15 protein-coding genes and 1 tRNA gene are annotated in these 17745 nt (G+C 64.9%); 9 read left to right on the top strand and 7 right to left on the bottom strand.

The features are described 5' to 3' along the window. Positions 1 to 80: 80 nt before the first annotated feature. Positions 81 to 788, top strand: coding sequence for an RAD55 family ATPase (locus DV733_RS14760; protein WP_049992749.1), 708 nt, complete (start codon positions 81 to 83; stop codon positions 786 to 788). A 28-nt stretch (positions 789 to 816) separates the two neighbouring features. Here the strand turns inward: DV733_RS14760 and DV733_RS14755 are convergent, their stop codons facing one another. Further along, positions 817 to 1251 carry a bis(5'-nucleosyl)-tetraphosphatase gene (locus tag DV733_RS14755; RefSeq protein WP_049992748.1) on the bottom strand — a complete coding sequence of 145 codons (435 nt, stop codon included), beginning with the start codon at positions 1249 to 1251 and terminating at the stop codon, positions 817 to 819. Between the two features lie 119 nt (positions 1252 to 1370). On the opposite strand from DV733_RS14755, the gene DV733_RS14750 reads away from it, so the two are divergent. Together DV733_RS14750 and DV733_RS14745 are read left to right on the top strand one after the other, a co-directional pair. Continuing rightward, positions 1371 to 1883, top strand: a complete 513-nt coding sequence (locus DV733_RS14750) for a CinA family protein (protein WP_049992747.1) — start codon at positions 1371 to 1373, stop codon at positions 1881 to 1883. 57 nt (positions 1884 to 1940) lie between these two features. Beyond that, a tRNA-Leu gene (locus DV733_RS14745) sits at positions 1941 to 2024 on the top strand. 444 nt (positions 2025 to 2468) lie between these two features. Here the strand turns inward: DV733_RS14745 and DV733_RS14740 are convergent. The 4 genes from DV733_RS14740 to DV733_RS14725 are packed head-to-tail and all read right to left on the bottom strand — an operon-like array spanning position 2469 to position 8789. Further along, entirely contained in the window at positions 2469 to 3194 is a 726-nt protein-coding gene (locus tag DV733_RS14740; protein ID WP_079979444.1) for a TorD/DmsD family molecular chaperone, read from the bottom strand. 5 nt (positions 3195 to 3199) lie between these two features. Beyond that, positions 3200 to 6472 carry a molybdopterin-dependent oxidoreductase gene (locus DV733_RS14735; protein ID WP_049992746.1) on the bottom strand — a complete coding sequence of 1091 codons (3273 nt, stop codon included), beginning with the start codon at positions 6470 to 6472 and terminating at the stop codon, positions 3200 to 3202. Continuing rightward, positions 6472 to 7740, bottom strand: coding sequence for an NrfD/PsrC family molybdoenzyme membrane anchor subunit (nrfD, locus tag DV733_RS14730; protein WP_049992745.1), 1269 nt, complete (start codon positions 7738 to 7740; stop codon positions 6472 to 6474). Before nrfD ends, DV733_RS14735 begins: the two co-directional genes overlap by 1 nt. 2 nt (positions 7741 to 7742) lie before the next feature. Next, positions 7743 to 8789: a 4Fe-4S dicluster domain-containing protein gene (locus DV733_RS14725; RefSeq protein ID WP_049992744.1), complete on the bottom strand. Its 1047-nt coding sequence runs from the start codon at positions 8787 to 8789 to the stop codon at positions 7743 to 7745. 290 nt (positions 8790 to 9079) lie between these two features. Between DV733_RS14725 and DV733_RS14720 the strand changes: the two genes are divergently transcribed. The 5 genes from DV733_RS14720 (at position 9080) to DV733_RS14700 (ending at position 14865) form a co-directional block, all read left to right on the top strand. Then, positions 9080 to 10912 carry a bacterio-opsin activator domain-containing protein gene (locus tag DV733_RS14720; RefSeq protein ID WP_049992743.1) on the top strand — a complete coding sequence of 611 codons (1833 nt, stop codon included), beginning with the start codon at positions 9080 to 9082 and terminating at the stop codon, positions 10910 to 10912. Positions 10913 to 11085: 173 nt separating this feature from the next. Further along, positions 11086 to 11940 (top strand): inositol monophosphatase family protein, encoded by an 855-nt coding sequence (locus DV733_RS14715; RefSeq protein ID WP_049992742.1) that lies wholly within the window; start codon positions 11086 to 11088, stop codon positions 11938 to 11940. Position 11941: 1 nt separating this feature from the next. Next, positions 11942 to 12703, top strand: coding sequence for a hypothetical protein (locus DV733_RS14710; protein ID WP_049992741.1), 762 nt, complete (start codon positions 11942 to 11944; stop codon positions 12701 to 12703). Positions 12704 to 12756: 53 nt separating this feature from the next. Then, positions 12757 to 13113: an Hsp20/alpha crystallin family protein gene (locus tag DV733_RS14705; RefSeq protein ID WP_049992740.1), complete on the top strand. Its 357-nt coding sequence runs from the start codon at positions 12757 to 12759 to the stop codon at positions 13111 to 13113. Between the two features lie 18 nt (positions 13114 to 13131). Beyond that, positions 13132 to 14865 (top strand): ABC1 kinase family protein, encoded by a 1734-nt coding sequence (locus tag DV733_RS14700; protein WP_049992739.1) that lies wholly within the window; start codon positions 13132 to 13134, stop codon positions 14863 to 14865. A gap of 12 nt (positions 14866 to 14877) precedes the next feature. Here DV733_RS14700 and DV733_RS14695 read toward each other — a convergent pair whose 3' ends face one another. Continuing rightward, positions 14878 to 15579 carry a hypothetical protein gene (locus tag DV733_RS14695; RefSeq protein ID WP_049992738.1) on the bottom strand — a complete coding sequence of 234 codons (702 nt, stop codon included), beginning with the start codon at positions 15577 to 15579 and terminating at the stop codon, positions 14878 to 14880. A 103-nt stretch (positions 15580 to 15682) separates the two neighbouring features. Here DV733_RS14695 and DV733_RS17770 point away from each other — a divergent pair, with 103 nt between their 5' ends. Continuing rightward, positions 15683 to 15808, top strand: a complete 126-nt coding sequence (locus DV733_RS17770; protein WP_257217569.1) for a hypothetical protein — start codon at positions 15683 to 15685, stop codon at positions 15806 to 15808. Here the strand turns inward: DV733_RS17770 and guaB are convergent. Further along, positions 15805 to 17295 carry an IMP dehydrogenase gene (guaB, locus tag DV733_RS14690; RefSeq protein WP_049992737.1) on the bottom strand — a complete coding sequence of 497 codons (1491 nt, stop codon included), beginning with the start codon at positions 17293 to 17295 and terminating at the stop codon, positions 15805 to 15807. The genes DV733_RS17770 and guaB overlap by 4 nt on opposite strands. Positions 17296 to 17745 lie beyond the last annotated feature (450 nt).

The following is a 17745-nucleotide window of genomic DNA, read 5'->3' as shown; positions in this document are numbered from 1 at the left end:
CGCGGAGGAAAATAATTCCTGCCATCGACCGCCTGAACCTGTTGGCAAAGTATATAATCTAAAATGATGAAGGATGTGGTATGGGGGAGAAGCTTTCGACGGGGGTCCCGACCCTCGATCGGCGGTTAAACGGTGGGTTGAATCCCGGAGATCTGATGGCAATCGTCACGGCACCCGCGACACAGAGCCACGCTCTCATCGCTCAGATGATGCGCGAGCGTTCGACGCTGTACCTGACGACGTTGCGCTCGGCTAGCGCGATCGAGTCGGATTTCGACGTGCTCGCCGATAGCGAGTCGGCGGTGATCGTCGAAGATGTCGCCAGTGGCGTCTCGATGGAAAACGAGTTCCTCCACGAACTGACGGGAAGTCGAACCTACTCGGTGGCATCGCTGACTGACGACGGGATGCTCGACGACGTCTACGAGGCCGTCCAGCGGATCGATGACCCCGGAAACGTCGTCGTCGATCCGACGAATCCACTCGAACGGACGGCCGACCGCAAGGCCTATCAGGAGGTGCTGGACGCGCTCAAGACCCGGCTGATGGAGACGGGAAGCGTCGGCGTGCTCCACTGTATCACCCACGACGATCCCCCCGTGTTCCGGGAGACGACGCTGATGGTCGCGGACGTCGTCTGGGAACTGGACGTCCGGGCCGTCGCGAACGGCGACGTCGAGTTTCAGCTCCGTATCCCCAAGAACAGGCGCGGAAACGCGGTGCTCGAAGAGATCACGCTCCTGATCGACCAGCAGCGCGTCTACGTCGACGACAGCCGAAACATCTGAGTGCTCGGCCGAACGCGTCGCGTCAGCGTTACTCGTCGGACGCCTCTTGCTTCTCGTCGAGGAAGTCGTGGGCGTCGACCAGGATGTCTCGGGGTCCGTCCTGGGTGATCGTGTTGATCGCCTGGTCGTAGTCGCGCCACTGCAGGTCGCGATGTTCGTTCGACAGTTCTGCGCTCGCCTCGAAGGATCTGGCGATGAAGAGGTGAACGGTCTTGTGGATGGTGTTACCGTTCGCCTCGAACACGTAGTCGTAGTCCTCTCGGAAGCCGTCCAAGAGCCGGAAATCTTCGATTCCGGCCTCCTCTTTCACTTCGCGGATGGCGGTCTGTTGAAGCTCCTCCTCGCCTTCGACCCCGCCTTTGGGAAACTCCCAGTCGCCGGGGCGGCTCTTCAGGAGGAGGTACTCCCGCCGGCCACGCGTATCGCGAAAGAGGATGGCTCCCGCGCTCGTGGCCTCTATCATTACTGACGTATACTCGACCGTTACTTAAGAGGATATCGGAGCCACAACGGGGTTGCCGCCACGCGCTTTGCTCCCCCGACAGGGACAACGTTGACCTGTCTCGCCGCCCGTCCTGGCGTATGGACGACACTGCCGAAGACGACCTCGCAGGCGACCTCCGGGACCGCCTTCAGGAACGTGACCAGACGGTCGCCGTCGCCGAGACCGTGACCGGCGGCCGTGTTGGGGCGGCGCTGACAGCCACGCCCGGCGCGAGTGCCGTCCTCGATCGCGTGCTCGTCCCCTACGATTACGACTCACTTCGGGATCTGCTGGCGGTCGACCGAGAGGCTTTGGACCAGTACGGCGCGGTCAGTGCCGAGGTGACGGCTCAGTTGGCGAGAGCGATCCGAGACACCGCAGACGTCACCTGGGGGGTCGCCAACACGGGCATCGCAGGCCCGGAGGGCGGGACGGACGACAAGCCCGTCGGGACGGCGTTCGTGGCCGTCGCCTACGCCGCACCCTGGGGGAGCGGCGACTCGGAGACGACCGTCGAGCGCTATCAGTTCGACGGCGACCGAGCGACAGTGCAGTCGCGGCTGAGGAGACAGACGCTCGAGGATGTCCTGAATCGGGTGCGAGAGCAATGACGCAATCCGCAGGAGGTTTATACGCCCTCGAAGTACCAACCAATGCACGACATAGGTGCGAGGGTAGCCAAGCCTGGAAACGGCGGCGGACTCAAGATCCGCTCCCGTAGGGGTCCAAGGGTTCAAATCCCTTCCCTCGCATCGATGTGAGGCCCAAAACGGGCCGAACAAGATGCACACGGAAGGATTTGAACGAGAGGGCGGCTTTGCCGACCGCGTAGTTCAAATCCCTTCCCTCGCACTGTTGGCCACTACGGCCCCTCGCAAAACAGTGCAGGAAGATCAGCGAGGCCGACCCCGAGGAGGCCTCGAAGACGCGAACGGGGCACGCGATGCCCCGTGAGCAGGAGTGATCTTCCCTCGCAAAACTTCTCACGGAACCGATCGGAGAGCCGTCGAGACAGTTGTGTCATGACCGGTTTCACCTACCGGTCCGCTCGTCCGACGACGTTCAGAGAGGGTCGCCCTCCAGGCGACAACTCCTACGGCCTGTTCGACAGCCGCAGTGTCTGACAGGACATACTCTGAATCGGCTGGTGGTCCGAAGCGGCACTACTGCTGTTCTCGCGGGCGTCGCCGCTACAGCTAGCTGTTCGTCGAGCCGATTCCTTCGTCGACGTCCCACGCGACGAACGTGCGGGCGAACCGTGCGAGAGCTGCGTAGACACCTTCGGCCGTGTCGTGCTGTGCGACGCGCTCGTGGAACGTATCGAGCCATGCCAGTCGACTGATCGTGGCCCGTTGTAGTTCGCGGACAGCCGCTAGTTCGTCGTCTGATTCGCCGGCCTGTAGTCGTCTCGCTTCGTGCTCGCACAGGAGTTGCATGAATTCGAGGTCGGCGGCCAGGTGGTCGGGGATGCCGTCACCGCGCTGGGGCTCGAAGTCAACGGCCGCGTGTGCACGTGCGGCAGCCGCGGCGGGGTCGCCCAGGAGCTCGCCCGCCTGACCGACCTCGTGGTACGGCGAGTCCGACTCGAAGGACTCGCTGGGATCGTCGGCGTGGCCAGACGCGAACGGTGGCACGTAGTGCGGTCCCGGAACGACGAACAGGTTGTCGTAGCCTATCTTGAGTGTCTCGGCGTCGAGATCAGACCGAGCGAGTGCGTCCGTGGGCATCTCGGCCGGGAGCGCGGCTGCTAGTTCGGTGAACGTCCCGTCTTCGAGCGCGCTCGAAAGCGTCTCGACGTCGCCGTCGAACACCCCGGACAGCAGGCCGTACACCGTCGCGCGGGCTCGGGCGACCGAACTCTCGGTCGTGTCGTTCGTCGCGTGTCCCGTGTCTGCCCTTCCGTCGGAGGCATCGAGTGGCATCTCGATCACCGCCGTTCGACCTCGACGAAGGCGTCGTACTGCGCGTTGCTCCCGCCGACCAGATCCGACAGTCCGGTGTCGCCCAGGTCCGCGTCGAGGGGCTGGAGGTGGTTGATTGCGAACCCTGCGTCTCGCCCTTTCGCGAGCCCCGCCTCCTCGGTCATCGGCTCGTCGAACTGGTAGGGGGTATGGCCGTCGCCCTCGACCGGGCCGCGGGTCGAGCCGTCGATCGTCTCGGCGCTCGCGCCGTCACCGCTCCGGCCCCAGCCCCACATCGCGCCGACGACGCCCGGACGGATGCCGCCTGTGACCATCGCGATACCCTCGACCTCGCGGCGGCCGGCGTCGACGGTGATCTCGTCGCCGTTCTCGATCCCGCGCCCGTCGGCGTCGCGGGGGTTGATCCACACCGGGTTCTCGGGCCGGGTCTCCCGCAACCACGGACTGTTCTGGGTCCGGTGCATCCCCTGGGTCCTGGGCTTCCAGTTGATCAGCCGCAGGGGGCGCTCGGGATCGCCCTCGTCGGTGACCGCCGCCTGGACCTGACCGTCGTAGTGTTCCACGTCGTCGACCCGCGGCAGCGGATCGAACCGCTCACCGGTGTAGGAGTGTTTGCCGTTGGGGACGACTTCGCTGTAGAAGTCAACGCGCGAGCCGAGCTTGTAGCGCATGTGCTCGCCGTCGTAGGCGTTGCTGTCGTCGAAGCGGTCGGCGTAGTCGTAGTCGTGACCGTGCTCGGCGTAGCGCTCGGCGTAGTTTTCGACCGGCTCCTCGAAGCGCCCGCCCCGGTTGAGTACTGTGACGACCTTCGCCCACTCCTCGTCTCCGACGGCCTGCTTCCAGCGCTCGAGATCGAAGGCGTCGCCCAGCCCCTTCTCGTGGCTCTCCCGGAAGGCCCGCAGTTCGTCCTCCTCGGCGTCGGGGACCGGCTCCCGGGAGTAAGCGATGTTCGCCGTCAGTTTCAGGTAGAAGTCCTCGGCCTGATCGAGCGGCCACAGCGTTCCCTCGCTGTCGGGGATCGCGTCCTCGCCGACGCCAGGGAGGTCCATCTCCTTCCAGAGATCGATCAGCACGTCCTCGAACGGACGGGCATCCGGGACGACGCTGATGGCCGGCTGACTGATCTTCTCGTCGGCCAGGCGCTTGTTCGGGTACGTGCCGAAGTTCTCCCAGCGTTCGAGGTAGGTCGGTTCCGGCAGGATGTAGTCGGCGTACTTGCTCGTCTCGCCGATCACCGTGTCCGAGGCGACCACGAGCGGGATGGTGTCGGGGTCGCCCAGGATGTCTGGGATTTCGTCGCCGCCGGCCACGGCCAGCACGTGGTTATTCGAGTACGGCCGGATGAACAGGGCCTCGACGCCGTAGGGGTACTCGTCGGCGGCGCTGCCGTACAGCTCCTGGGTGGCCTGCGGTGGCGCGACGGGGAACCACGGTCGCTTCGCGGGGTACCCGTCGTCGCGCTCGAACAGCGAGGTGTCCTCGTAGTTGACTCCGCCGCGCAGCAGCGGGATTCCCCACGGCGAGTGACCGTCGGGGACCTGCCCGAGTTCGTACCGGCCGGACATCGTGCTGTAGCCCGCGTAGGGCGTGATCTGGCCGCCCTTCCAGTCGTAGTTGCCGACGAGGTGCTGCAGCGTCGCGATGGCGCGGGTGTTGTAGAACCCGTTGGTGTGTTTCGCCGGGCCGCGGTAAGCCATGATCGCCGCCCGTTTGCCGTGGCTGGTGAACTCGTCGGCGATCTCTTCGATCCGCTCGACGGAAACCCCCGCCATCTCGGCGTACTCTTCGATCGTGTACTCGAACACCCGGTCACGGTACTGGCTCCAGACGCTCTCGACGGCGGCCCCGTCGACGGTCATCGCCACGTCGAGAACGCCCGTCTCGATCTCGCTGACGGGGCGGGGCTCGCCGGTCGACGCGTCGACGGCCACGAAGTCGTCCGCGAGGTCGTGATCCTCGGGGACGAGTCCGAGGTCCGACGCGCGCGCCTTGGGGCCGGCCTCCTCGTCGACGAGGACGAGGTGGGTCGCGTCGCTCCACGTGGGCTCGCCGTCCGCCTCGGCGGCGCTCTCGGCAGGGTTCCGCAGGTACTCGGTATCGTGGCGGTCGTGTTCGAGGATCCAGCGGGCCATCCCGAGCGCGAGCGCGCCGTCCGCGCCGGGTTCGACCGGCACCCAGGTGTCGGCCTTCTCGGCGGTCTTGGACATCCGGGGGTCGATCACGTCCATCCGCATGCCGTCCTCGATGGCGTTCGTGAGTTTGGGGGCGAGCCAGGTCGGTCCCTTGTTGGCGACCATCGGGTTGGTCCCCCACACCAGCAGGTACTCGCAGTTCTCGATGTCGGGGTACTGGCGCTTCTTTTTGCCGGCGTGCGAGCGGACGTTCCCGAGGACGCTGGAGAAGCCACAGGTCCCGGCGTGGTGGACACTGTTGATCGACCCCAGTCCCTGGTGCCACAGCCGGGTCCGGATGAAGTTCCGACGGAATCCGCCGACGTCGACGATCTGGTTGGCCTTCGGCCCGAGGTCCGGGTGGTCGGTGTCGACGAGCGCGTCGCCCCACTTCTCGTCGAAGTCCGCCTTGTCCATCTCGTCGTTCTGGACGGCCTCCCAGTCGCTCATGACTGCGTCCTGGGGTGCGTACCCCCAGAGGTCGCGCAGACCCGGGTGACCGAGTTCGTCGTCGCCCTCGACGATGTCCTCGATGGCCTGCTCCCAGGAGACGGTCTTCCACTCGCCGGAGCCCCGAGGGCCGACCCGCTTCATCGGTTTGCGGACCCGGTAGCTGTCGAAGGCCGTCTGGATGCCGGCCTGGCCCTTCAGGCAGATCCGGCCGCCCGACAGCGACCAGCGGTCGGCGGTGACGTCGCCGCTGCCCTCGACGTCGCCCATCGCGACGTCCTCGGGGTCGCTGTCGTAGGGCACTTGCGAGAACGGCTGGGTGTTGAGAAACGAGTAGGGGTTGCCCGCCAGTTTGCGGACGAGCGAACTGTACTCGCCGGTCCCGCTCTCGTCGGCGAGGCGGACCTTGATCGGACAGAAGGTGTTGCACTGCCCGCAGGTCGTGTGGATAACGTCGCTCGCGCCGTACTCGCCGTGGTCGTCGCCGACGTAGTGCTGCTGGTCGTCGGTCCAGAGGTCGTCGGTGTCGACGTTCACGGTCGCGGCGCTGGCCCCGCCGACGAGGCCGACGGCGCCGACGGCTTTCACGAGATCACGCCGCGTGAGGGACGCGCTGTCTTCGGGTTCGGTACGATCGTCCGGGGAGTCGGTTGACATCAGTTATCACCTCGATCGAGTGGGGTAAGGGGAAGCAGTTCCGCGCCGATCGTGTACAGCAGCAGGCCGACTGCAATCATCCCGGCGCTGGTGGCCCACTCCACGGCCGATGGGAAGTACGAGCCGTGGGGGAGCCCCTCCATGACGGGGAGGATCTGCGGCGGGACGACGATGTTGAACCGGACCGCGACGATGCCGATCACGACGCTGAGTCCGGCGACGACCATCAGCCACGGGGTGCGCCGCCAGGAGCGCTTCGAGACCATCACGAGCGGGAACACCCAGCCGAAGCCGACCATGAACCACCAGAACGACCACGACATCTCGCCGAAGAGGATGATGCTCCAGGTCTCTAGTTCGTGGGGGTGGAGGCTTGCGACGGCGATCAGCGCCTCGATGGCGGTCAGGGCCGCGTCGACGATGATGAACACGGCCAGCAGTACCGAGAGGCGCTCGAGGAGGTCTCGGTCAACGGACTCGCCGTCGAACAGCCGCGTCCGGAGGACGTACAGCACCATTACCAGCGCCGTTCCCGAGAGGACAGCAGAGACGATGAAGATCACCGGGAACAGCCCGCTGTTCCAGTACGGACGGGCCTTCGAGACCGCGAAGAGCACGCCGGTCCCGCCGTGGACGAGGAAGATCGCCAGCGGGATCCCGAGGATACCGGCCCGCTTGAGCCACGTCCGGTCGGTCGCCCGGGATGCGTCGGTCGTCGCCCGGCGGCCGAGGGTCAGGAGTGCGCTGAGCCGCGACCGCAGTCCCGACCCGTGCTCGGCGATCCGGGCGAGATCGTATCGCATCGAGAAGTACAGTTCCGCGACCAGCACCAGGATGTAGGCGACGTAGGCGTGGACCTCCCAGGACAGCGGCGACGTGAGTTGCCGCCAGACGAACGGGTAGAACATCCGGTCCATCCGGCCGAGGTCGGTCCAGACGAACAGCAGCGCGACGACCATGCTGATGATCGCCGCGAACAGCGCGTCCCGGTCGATCCGGTGGAGCTTCTCGATACCGAAGACGTTGGCCAGCGTGCTCACGAGGAACGCGCCCGCCGAGAGGCCGACGAAGTAGATGTAGAAGGCGACCCACGCGCCCCACGGGGTCGTGCTCGTCAGGTTCGTACTCCGCATGCCCTGGGTGAGCCGCAGCCACATCGCGTAGCCGCCGATCAGCAACAGCACGCCCAGTACGGCGTACCAGGCGACGCGGAGTCGGTCGTCCAGGAAACCGGGATCGAAATCGAATCGCGATTGTTCAGTTGCCATGATTACTCCAGGTAGTAGACGTTGGGATCGGTGCCCTCGCTCTCTTTGAGCTGGAACGCCCGCGAGGAGTCGGCCATCTTCGAGACCTCGCTGTCGGGATCATCGAGGTCGCCCATATTCCGGGCGTCGCCGACGCAGGTCTCGACACAGGCCGGCTCCTCGCCGCGTTCGAGGCGATGCGTACAGAAACTGCACTTCCTGACGTTGCCGATCGGGGACTCGCCGTCTTCGCGCGCGCCGCGGTCGACGCCGTACTCGGGGCTAGTGATCTCGCCGGCTTCCTCGACCTCGTCGTCGTAGTTCTCCCCGAAGTCGAAGTACCGCGCCCCGTACGGGCACGCGATCATACAGTACCGACAGCCGATACAGCGGTCGTAGTCGATGTTGACCACGCCGTTGTCCATCTTGTAGGTCGCGCTGACCGGACAGACCTGCACGCACGGGGGGTTCTCACACTGCATACAGGGCCGGGGGACGTTCGTCCGCGTGACGTTCGGAAACTCGCCGTGTTCCTCCTCCATCACGACGTTGTAGGAGACCCCCGGCGGCGTCCGGTTCTCGGCCTTGCAGGCGACCGAACAGGAGTCACAGCCGACGCACTTCTGGAGGTCGATCACCATCCCCCAGCGCTCGTCACCGTCGGTCACGTCGCTGGAGGACTCCGCGGCCGCGTCCGTCTCGTCCTGTGCTCGAAGGTCACACGCTACCGACTCCATCGAGCCGACTGAACAGCCCAGCGAATCGGCGGTCCCGGCGTCGATTGTCTGGTCGTCGCTGTCGATCGCGGGGTTCGGCGTCTCGCGGTAAGCGTCACCGAACTCTCGCTCGGCGCGCTCGTCGTATCGCTCCCAGAACTCCTCGGCGGAGAGGTCGCCCCGGGAGACCCGCTTTGCGTCCTCGGCCATCGCCAGCCCCAGGTCGGTGTCGTGATCGGTCCTGGCTAACTCTTCGCGAGGGTCGGTTCGCTCGTGATCGACCATCTCGTCGAGTGTGGTCCGGCCCACGTCCGGCACGCCGGGCGCGCGCCCGTCCTCGCCTGAGCGACTCATCGTAACCACCGGTCGGACTCCATCTCGCTCGTTCGGATCATACACGTATAGCTACGAGAGACGGCGTAGAGAGTGTACCACCGATACTGTTTGGTCCGGCAAAGTGGGGTATAACCACCCACCCAATACTCTTTGGATCGGGGGTCACGGCCGTCACGAGACCCCCGTCTCACCGCGTCCCAGTTTCTGAGAACGCGCTCGGTTCATATACTGGGTGGCGAACAAGTTCGAGCCATGAACCGGTCCGCTGAACGAACTCGCCGTCACCGTTCGTCGGGAGGTGTCCGGCCGTGAACGTCGTGATTCTCGTATCGATCGTCCTGCGCGTCGCCGGCGTGGGCTACTCGCTCGTGCTCCTGTCACGGAGCGGCGACAGACGGTTCGGATTCCTCACGGTGATGCTGTCGCTGATGGCGACCCGCCAGATGCTGTCTGCACGACACGCCACGAGTCCGATCGAGGAACTCCCCGGCCTGGCAGTGAGCGTCCTCGCGCTGTTGACCGTCTACTATCTCTCCAGTTATGTCGTCGAAGAGAAGCGCCTCACCGATCGCCTCCGCGGGTTTCGCAAGGCCATCGAACACGCCGGCCACGCCATCCTCCTGACGGACACCGACGGAACTATCGAGTACGCGAACCCCGCGGTCGAGAGCGTCGTCGGGCACGATCCCGACGCGGTCGTCGGTGAGAACCCACGGCTCTGGAAGTCCGGCGAGCACGACGAGGACTTCTACGCGGAGATGTGGGATCAGATCTCCTCGGGATCGGTCTGGGAGGGTGAGATCGTGAACCAGACCAGGTCCGGCGAGCACTGCTGGGTCGACATGACGATCGCACCAGTTACGGACGATGACGGCGATATCGAACGCTACGTCGCCGTCGAACGGGACGTCACCGACCGCAAGGAACGCCAGCACCGCATCGAACAGCAGAACGACCGTCTCGATCGCCTCAACAACACGAACGAGGTGCTCCGGGACGTCAACCGCGACCTCGTCGCGGCGTCGACGCGGGAGGAAATCGAGCGGGCTGTCTGTGATCGTTTCTCGCGGTCGGAGCTCTTCGAGGCGGCCTGCATTCTCGATACGGGGGCCTTCGCCGAGCGAGTAACCGTCCGGACCGCTGCCGGCACTGACGAGGCGGGGGTCTACGGGGAACGCTTCGCGACCGGTGCCGGCAGAACGGCCGTTGCGGAAGTTCTCGACCAGGGTCGGCCGTCGTTCGTCGATTCGACACTCGAAGAAGTCACAGACCCGGCGGCGGCGACTGGTGTCCTCGTTCCACTGTCGTACCAGAACGCCGAGTACGGGGTGCTCTTCGTCGACGCGGCCCGGGACAATGCCTTCGAGGCGATCGACCAGGGGCTGTTCGCCGACCTCGGGCTGACTGTCGGAGACGCGATCAACGCGGCCGAGAGCAGGCAGACGCTCGCTTCCGACGACGTGACGGAACTGGAGTTCCGGGTCGAAGGGGTCGACGATCCGTTCGTCCGCCTCTCAGAGGCGATCGGGGGCACACTCGAACTGGCGGGTATGAGCGACGAGGGCGACGGGTGTATCGCCTACGTTTCCGTGCGGGATTGTGACGGGCCCGAAGTCGCCGAGGACGTCTCGGACACGCCGGGGATACGGACCGCCCAACGGGTGTGTGTCCACGACGAAGCGTCCGTCTTCCGGCTCGGGATCGACGACTCGGTAGTCACGACGCTCGCTCGGTACGGGGCGGCTGTGACCGCTCTCGAGATCACTGACGGACAGGGACGGCTCGTCGCGGACGTCTCGCCGTCGAACGACGTGCGAGCCCTCGTCGAGGCTGCCAAGTCGGTGTATCCCCCGCTCGATCTGATAGCGCAACGCGAGCGCGAGCGCGAGTCGCCGTTCGAGACCGAGTTCCGCGCTGCACTCGAAGAGTCGCTGACGACTCGCCAGCTCGAGGCGGCCCAGACGGCGTATTTCGCCGGCTTCTTCGAGTGGCCACGCGAGACGAACGGCGAAGCGGTCGCCTCGATGATGGACATCAGCCAGTCGACGTTCACCCAGCATCTCCGTGCGGCTGAACGGAAGCTTTTCCGGGCGCTGTTCGAGGAGCGGTCGAACTCCCTCGCGCGGCTACCGAACGTCTGAGAGGTGAGTACTGTCGGTCTGTTCCGCATTGACCGCACGAAGGCGCGCGCTCATCTCGGTAAATCGAGACAGTAATCACTATGAGTGCGGTTTCGACAATCGGTTTCACCCCCGTGTGGTCCCGTCGGGAGCAAAACAAAGCGGCTATGGCGGTCGACTCGCCACCATGTCGTATGAGTGACGCGAGACAGCGTGCGGCGTTGACCGAGCGGGCGGTCCGCGCCGGTGGGGCGGTCGCACGGGACATCTTCCGGGGGGAGTTGACGATCGAGACCAAAGCGAACAAGAACGACCTGGTGACCGACGCCGACCGGGAGGCCCAGCGTCAGGTCGTCCACACGATCGTGCAAGAGTTTCCCAACGAAGCGTTCCTCACAGAGGAGAGTTTCGAGAACCCGGGCGGCGAGGATGCGCCCGACGCTCCCACACCGATCCAGCGCGCGGGTGAAGTAGTCGATAGCGTTCCAGAGACGGGACCGTGCTGGGTCGTCGACCCGATCGACGGAACGGCGAACTTCGCACGCGGGATCAGGCTCTGGACGACCAGCGTCGCGGCCGTCGACGACGGCGAGACGGTCGCAGCCGGGACGTACCTCCCCTCTTTGCAGGACATCTATACCGCGGGGCCGGACAGCGCCACGCGCAACGGCGAGACCCTGGTGACGAGCCAACGTGACGACCCCGAGACGTTCGCCGTCGGACTGGTCGCCTACTGGGCTGGCGACCGCAGCGAGCAGTTCGGAGCACTGGCACGCGAAGTCGCCGCGAGATTCGGTGACAGCCGCCGGTTCGGGAGCTTCCAGGCGACGCTGGCGATGGTCGCAAGCGGCGAGCTAGACGCGGCCGTGACGACCGAGCCGATCACCGCCTGGGACACGCTGGCTGGCGTGAAACTCGTCGAGGCGGCGGGTGGGACAGTCACCGATCCCGACGGCAGTGCATGGAGCGCCGAGACCGACGGGCTCGTGGCCTCCAACGGCAGGACCCACGACGCCGTCGTCGATTCGATCCAGGCTGCGATCGAGTGACATGGTTGCGATCACGCTCGTCGGTGCGGCGCTGCTCGCGCTGGTCGGACTGGCCGTGTTCGCACTCGGGGCCCGTGAGCTGTGGTTCGCCACGCGGATCTACCGCGGTGAGCCGACGGCCATCGCCGACGTGGTGAACGACCCCGGTCCTGCCGAACTTCAGGGCACGGCCCAGTCCGACGAGGGGACCGTCGAGTCGCCGTTCTCGGGTGCCGACTGTCTGCTCTGTGAGTGGGAGGTGCAGGAGGCAGAAACCACCGGCGAGGGCGGCGTCCACTGGAAGACCCTCGATCAGGGCCTCCGCGGCGGGCCCTTTCGACTAACCGACGAGACGGCCAGTTGTCGGATCGAACCAGCTGGCTCGGTTCGCCATCTGGACGAACACGACGTGAAAGTTCCGGCAGGGACGGAACTACCGGATCGGCTGCGGGCGTTCGTCGCGTCCAATCCGAACGTCGACTCCCAGGAAGGGGCCGCCGACGCGACGTTCGCCGGGATCAATCTCGGCGAGGAACAGCGATTCGTCGAGCGGCGGCTCGACCCCGGTGAGGACTGTTACGTCTACGGCTACGCCCACTACGATCCCGCAGCCGGGAGCCGTGCGGGCGAGGTCAACGTTCGCGTCGACGGCGACGGTGTCCGGCGGTTTCTCGTCGCCGACAGTCGTGAGCGCGGCGTCGCGTGGGAGCAGGTGAAGATCGGGATTTTGCCGACGGTGCTGGGCCTCGTATTCGTGGGCGCTGCCATCGCACTCGCGCTGTGATGGATGCTGGCGCGACCACCGTGTTTTTCCCGGTGCCGCCCTAACGGGAGCGTATGTCAGCGCTGCGTGATGCCCTGCGAGAGTTGCCCGATGCAGTGTACGCCGACGTGCTGGAGAGCGACGACGCGTACCTGTTGCTCGTCGATCTCCCCGGCGCGACCAGTGAGACGGTCGACGCCCGCGTCGAGCGCGGCCGAGTGATCATCGAAGCGCGGCGTGAGAAAGACCTCCCTGCTGGCTTCGAGTACGTCGAGGAGGAGCGCTCGCTGTTTCTCGACGTCGAGTTGCCGTTGCCACCGGACGCGACCGGCGACGGCGCAAAAGGCAGCGTCGATCAGGGCGTGCTCGAACTGCGCCTGCCGAAACAGACCGCCGCACCGTCGGCGACGATCCCGATCGACGAGGCCTGAGGACGGGGTGGCCCGCAGGTGAACCTCCGTGCCTACCGGCGGTTCTTCACGGTCGTCCGCCAGTTCCTCCCTCTGGCGATCGCCTACGCCCGTGACCGCCGTCGATTCTTGCTGTTTGGCTCGTCTCGTCAGGTGACCGCAGACCAGCGCCGCCGCCGCGCACAGCGATTACTAGAGTCGCTGTTGACGCTCGGGCCGACGTTCATCAAACTCGGCCAGTTGCTTTCGACCCGCCCGGACATCCTCCCGCCGGAGTACGTCGAGGAGTTCTCGAAACTCCAGGACAAGGTCCCGCCCGCCGACTGGGGCCAGGCCCGGGTCGTCCTCGAAGAGGAGATCGGCCCTGTCGACCAGCGCTTCAGTGACTTCGACGTCGAACCGATCAGCGGTGCGAGTCTCGGACAGGTCTACTACGCCGAGGTCGACGGGGATCCCGTCGCCGTCAAGGTTCGTCGCCCGGGCGTCGAGGACCTCGTCGAGGCCGACTTGCGGGTTATCAGGTGGACGCTACCGCTCGTGATGCGATTCGTCGATTCGGCCCGCTCGTTCTCCTTGCAGACGCTTGCCGACGAGTTCACCAAGACCATCCGCGAGGAGATGGACTACGGCCGCGAGGCGAAGATGCTGACCGAGATTCGAGGGAATTTCGAGGGCGACGACCGGATCGTCATCCCACCCGTGGTCGAGAGTCACTCGACCGAGCGCGTGCTCACCATGGGGTACATCCCAGGGACGAAGATCAACGACGTCGAGGAACTCGATCGAAAGGGGATCGACCGAACCGAACTGGCCGAGACGCTCGAAGAGGCGTACTTCCAGATGATCGTCGAAGACGGTGTCTTCCACGCCGACCCCCACCCTGGAAATCTCGCGGTGAAAGACGACGGCTCGATCGTCTTCTACGACTTCGGGATGAGCGGCTACGTCGACCCGTTCATCCAGGAGAAGATCGTCGAGTTCTACACTGCCGTCGCCGAGCAGGACATCGACAAGATCCTCGACGCACTGATCGAGATGGGGACGCTCTCGCCCGAAGCCGACCGGCAGGTGATGGCCGACGTGATGGAACTGGCCATCGCCGACGCTCGCGGGGAAGACATCGAGCAGTACCGCGTCCAGCAGATCGTCCAGCAAGTCGAGGACACGATCTACGAGTTTCCGCTTCGCCTGCCGTCGAACCTCGCGCTCGTCCTCCGGGTCGCGACGGTCGTCGAAGGGGTCTGCGTGACGCTCGATCCCGACTTCGACTTCATCTCGGTCGCGACCGACTACCTCCGGGAGGCAGGGTACTTCGAGGAAAGCGCACGACAGTTCGTCCGGGATCGCGCGACGGAGTTTCAGGACGCGGCCCGCTCGGCAGTCCGGGTCCCGCCGAAACTCGAATCCGCACTCGACCGGGTCGAGCACGGGGATCTCCGAGTCAAAGCAGATATCGAAGACTCAGACAAGCTCTTCGATATTCTCGCCCGGCGGATCGTCCTCGGATTGGTCCTGGCGAGTGGGATCGGCTCGACGGTGTTTCTCTCGGTATTCGGGACCGTCGAGACCACCGCAGTCGCGGGTGGCGGCACGGTCGTGATCGCGTTCTTGCTGTATCGATCCTTCCGCAAACAGCGAGGAATCAGAGCCCGACCGCAGTTCACCCGCCAGCAGATGCGAGAGCGAGAACCGGCCGATTCGGAACCCGAACAACCGAGTCTCGGGCCGTTCGACGACGGCGTTGGCCCGGAGCAACAGACCGGCAGTGAGTGACCTGGCACGTCCTCACGTCTGGGGATCGAGGTAGGCGTACCGGATCGCTTTCGCGCCCGCGCCGTCGAGTTCTTCGTAGTTCAGTAGTTCGAGCAGTGCCAGCAGTCCCGGGAGAAAGCAGATCGCCGTGACGATGAAGATGAGTGACGCGATCGTCACAGCGATAGCAGTCACGACGTGTGTCGCAGCGAACGCGACGTTCGAGCCCAGCGACCCCCAGGCCTTGCGAAGCGCACTGAAGAATCCGGGACGTTCGTTCTCGTCGGCCCGGACCACGATGTCCGCAGCACGAAAGAGCAACACGAACACGAGCACGACGGTGTACATCCCCACGACGCCGAATATCAGAGCCTGTGCAGTGCCGCCCGAGAGCGCGAGCACAGAGTAGGTGTAGAGCGAGTAGACAGCGACGATCACGGCGACCGTGTAGGGGAGACCGGCCCACAGATACGTCCAGATCGAGGAGACGAACTGCGAGGCACGGCCCCGGGTGCTCGCTGGCGCGCCGCCCCCAGTCCCGGTGTGCGACACCGACGAATAGAACGCGTCCATCAGCGCCAGCAGTGCGGGCCCGATCGTGACGATCGACAGAGACGCCACGAAATACAGGAGACTCAACACGAAGATCGTGACGGCGTCGCTGATGGCGATCCGCCCGTAGGTCTTGAGTACCAGAATCGGATCCGGCGGCTCGTCTTCGTCTCGCAGACTCATCGACCCGGAATTGCGCCCTCGGATTCAAAGAGCCTCCGAAATGTGGCTACCGGGCGGCCGCAGGACAACTATTTAGGGGGCAGCGGACGTGCGTTCGCCTGTCATGTCCGACTTCGAGAGGTACACCTGCAAGAACTGTGAGGAGACGTTCAAGGCACACCCGAGCGCTCGTGCGGCCCAGAACGGCTTCTGTAGTCCAGCCTGTGAGAGCGCGGGGAAAGGCCTCTAACTCTCGTCAGGGCTGTAGTTAGGCGCTTCGTCGGTGATCATCACGTCGTGTGGGTGACTCTCCTGGTGGCCCGCACTGGAGACCCGAACGAACTCCGAGCGTTCCTTGAACTCGGGAATGGTGTTCGCGCCGACGTAGCCCATCCCGGACTTCATGCCGCCGACGAGCTGGTGGAGTTCAGACTGGAGCGAGCCCTTGTAGGGGGTCGCGGCCTCGACACCTTCGGGGACGTATTCGTCTTCTTCGTCGTCCTCGACGTCCTTGAGGTAGCGCTCGCCGCCGCCGGACTTCATAGCGCCGACCGACCCCATCCCGCGGTACTGTTTGTACTTCTTGCCGTTCATCGTGATGACGCGGCCTGGGGCTTCGTCGGTGCCGGCGAAATACGACCCGAGCATGACGGCGTCGGCACCGGCGGCGATGGCCTTGATCGCGTCGCCGGAGTAGCGAATCCCGCCGTCGGCGATCACTGGCACGTCGTGCTGGCTCGCGACGTCAGCCACCTCCGAGACGGCCGTGATCTGGGGCATGCCCGCGCCGGAGACGACCCGCGTCGTACAGATCGAGCCCGGGCCAATCCCGACTTTGAGACCATCGGCGAAGTCGACCAGATCCTCCGCTGCCTCGCTGGTCCCGATGTTACCGACGACGACATCGGCGTCGACGGAGGATTTGATCTCGCGAGCGCTGTCGACGACGTCGAGGTTGTGCGCGTGTGCACAGTCGATGAAGATAATATCCGCACCGGCCTCGTCGGCGACTTCGGCGCGCTCTTGCTCGAAGGGGCCGACAGCCACGCCACAGCGTAGCGAGCCGTCCTCGGCCCGGGCGGCGTTGTCGTACTCCCGTCGCTGGAGGATGCCCTGCATCGTCACGAGACCGACGAGACGGTTCCCGTCGTCGACGATCGGGACGCGCTCGATCTTGTGGTCGTACATCAGTTCGAGCGCGTCACGAGCGGTGACGTCCTCGCTGGCGGTGACGACCTCGTCGGTCATCGCCTCACGGACTTCGTCACGCTCGCCGACCTCGAGGTAGGGCCGGATGTCCGTCCCGGAGATGATCCCGAGCACCTTCTGGTCGTCGTCGACGACGGGCGCACCGGAGACGCCCGCGTGATCCATCATCTCGTCGACGTCCTGCACAGTTTGATCGGGACTGGCAGTCACGACGTCCCGGATGATGAGTTCGTCGGCACGTTTGACGCGTTCGACCTCAGTGGCCATCCGGTCGACATCCATGTTGCGGTGCATGACGCCCAGGCCACCGTGTCGGGCCATCCCGATCGCCATCCCGCTCTCGGTGACGGTGTCCATCGCCGCCGACAGCACCGGGACCTGTAGCTCGACGTTCTTCGAGACTTTCGTGCGCATGTCTGCTTCGTCCGGTTCGACGCGACTCTCCTTGGGGCGGAGCAGTACGTCGTCGAACGTCAATGCCTCTGGTACGTCCAGTTTCGCAGAATAGGGCTGTGGATCGTTCGCCATGTAAGCCGTCCGCCGCGACTGCTGAAAAACGTTGCGAGACGACTCCTGTTGTGGGAGACGCTCCCAGCCTACGGCAACACGCATCCCACAGCATCACAGGCACACTACCGACTCGTGTCCTATCCGGAGACCTCGTTGATCAGCGCCACCCCGGACTGAATAGTTGGAATTTTACACGCTGTCGGTACGACTTCGCCACATTACGGGCCTGAACAATCATGATGTTTAGTCATATGTAAAATTTTGTCCGCTGTATGGGTTTGATACCTGTGTATTGTGGTGTGTAATCGTACGTTTGTTTGTACCATGGGGGCGCATCTCACACAACGCTTTTGATGGAATGACCCGATTCTACATGTATGGACTCCGTCAGTCCCACCACCCGAGCGGGTACGAGCATCCAGATGCAGACCGCGGACCCTTGCTCGCACACATTCTGGAAATCGGTGG

This window comes from Halapricum salinum, from assembly GCF_004799665.1.
Lineage (GTDB): Archaea > Halobacteriota > Halobacteria > Halobacteriales > Haloarculaceae > Halapricum > Halapricum salinum.
This window is presented reverse-complemented; position numbering and strand designations above follow the sequence as displayed.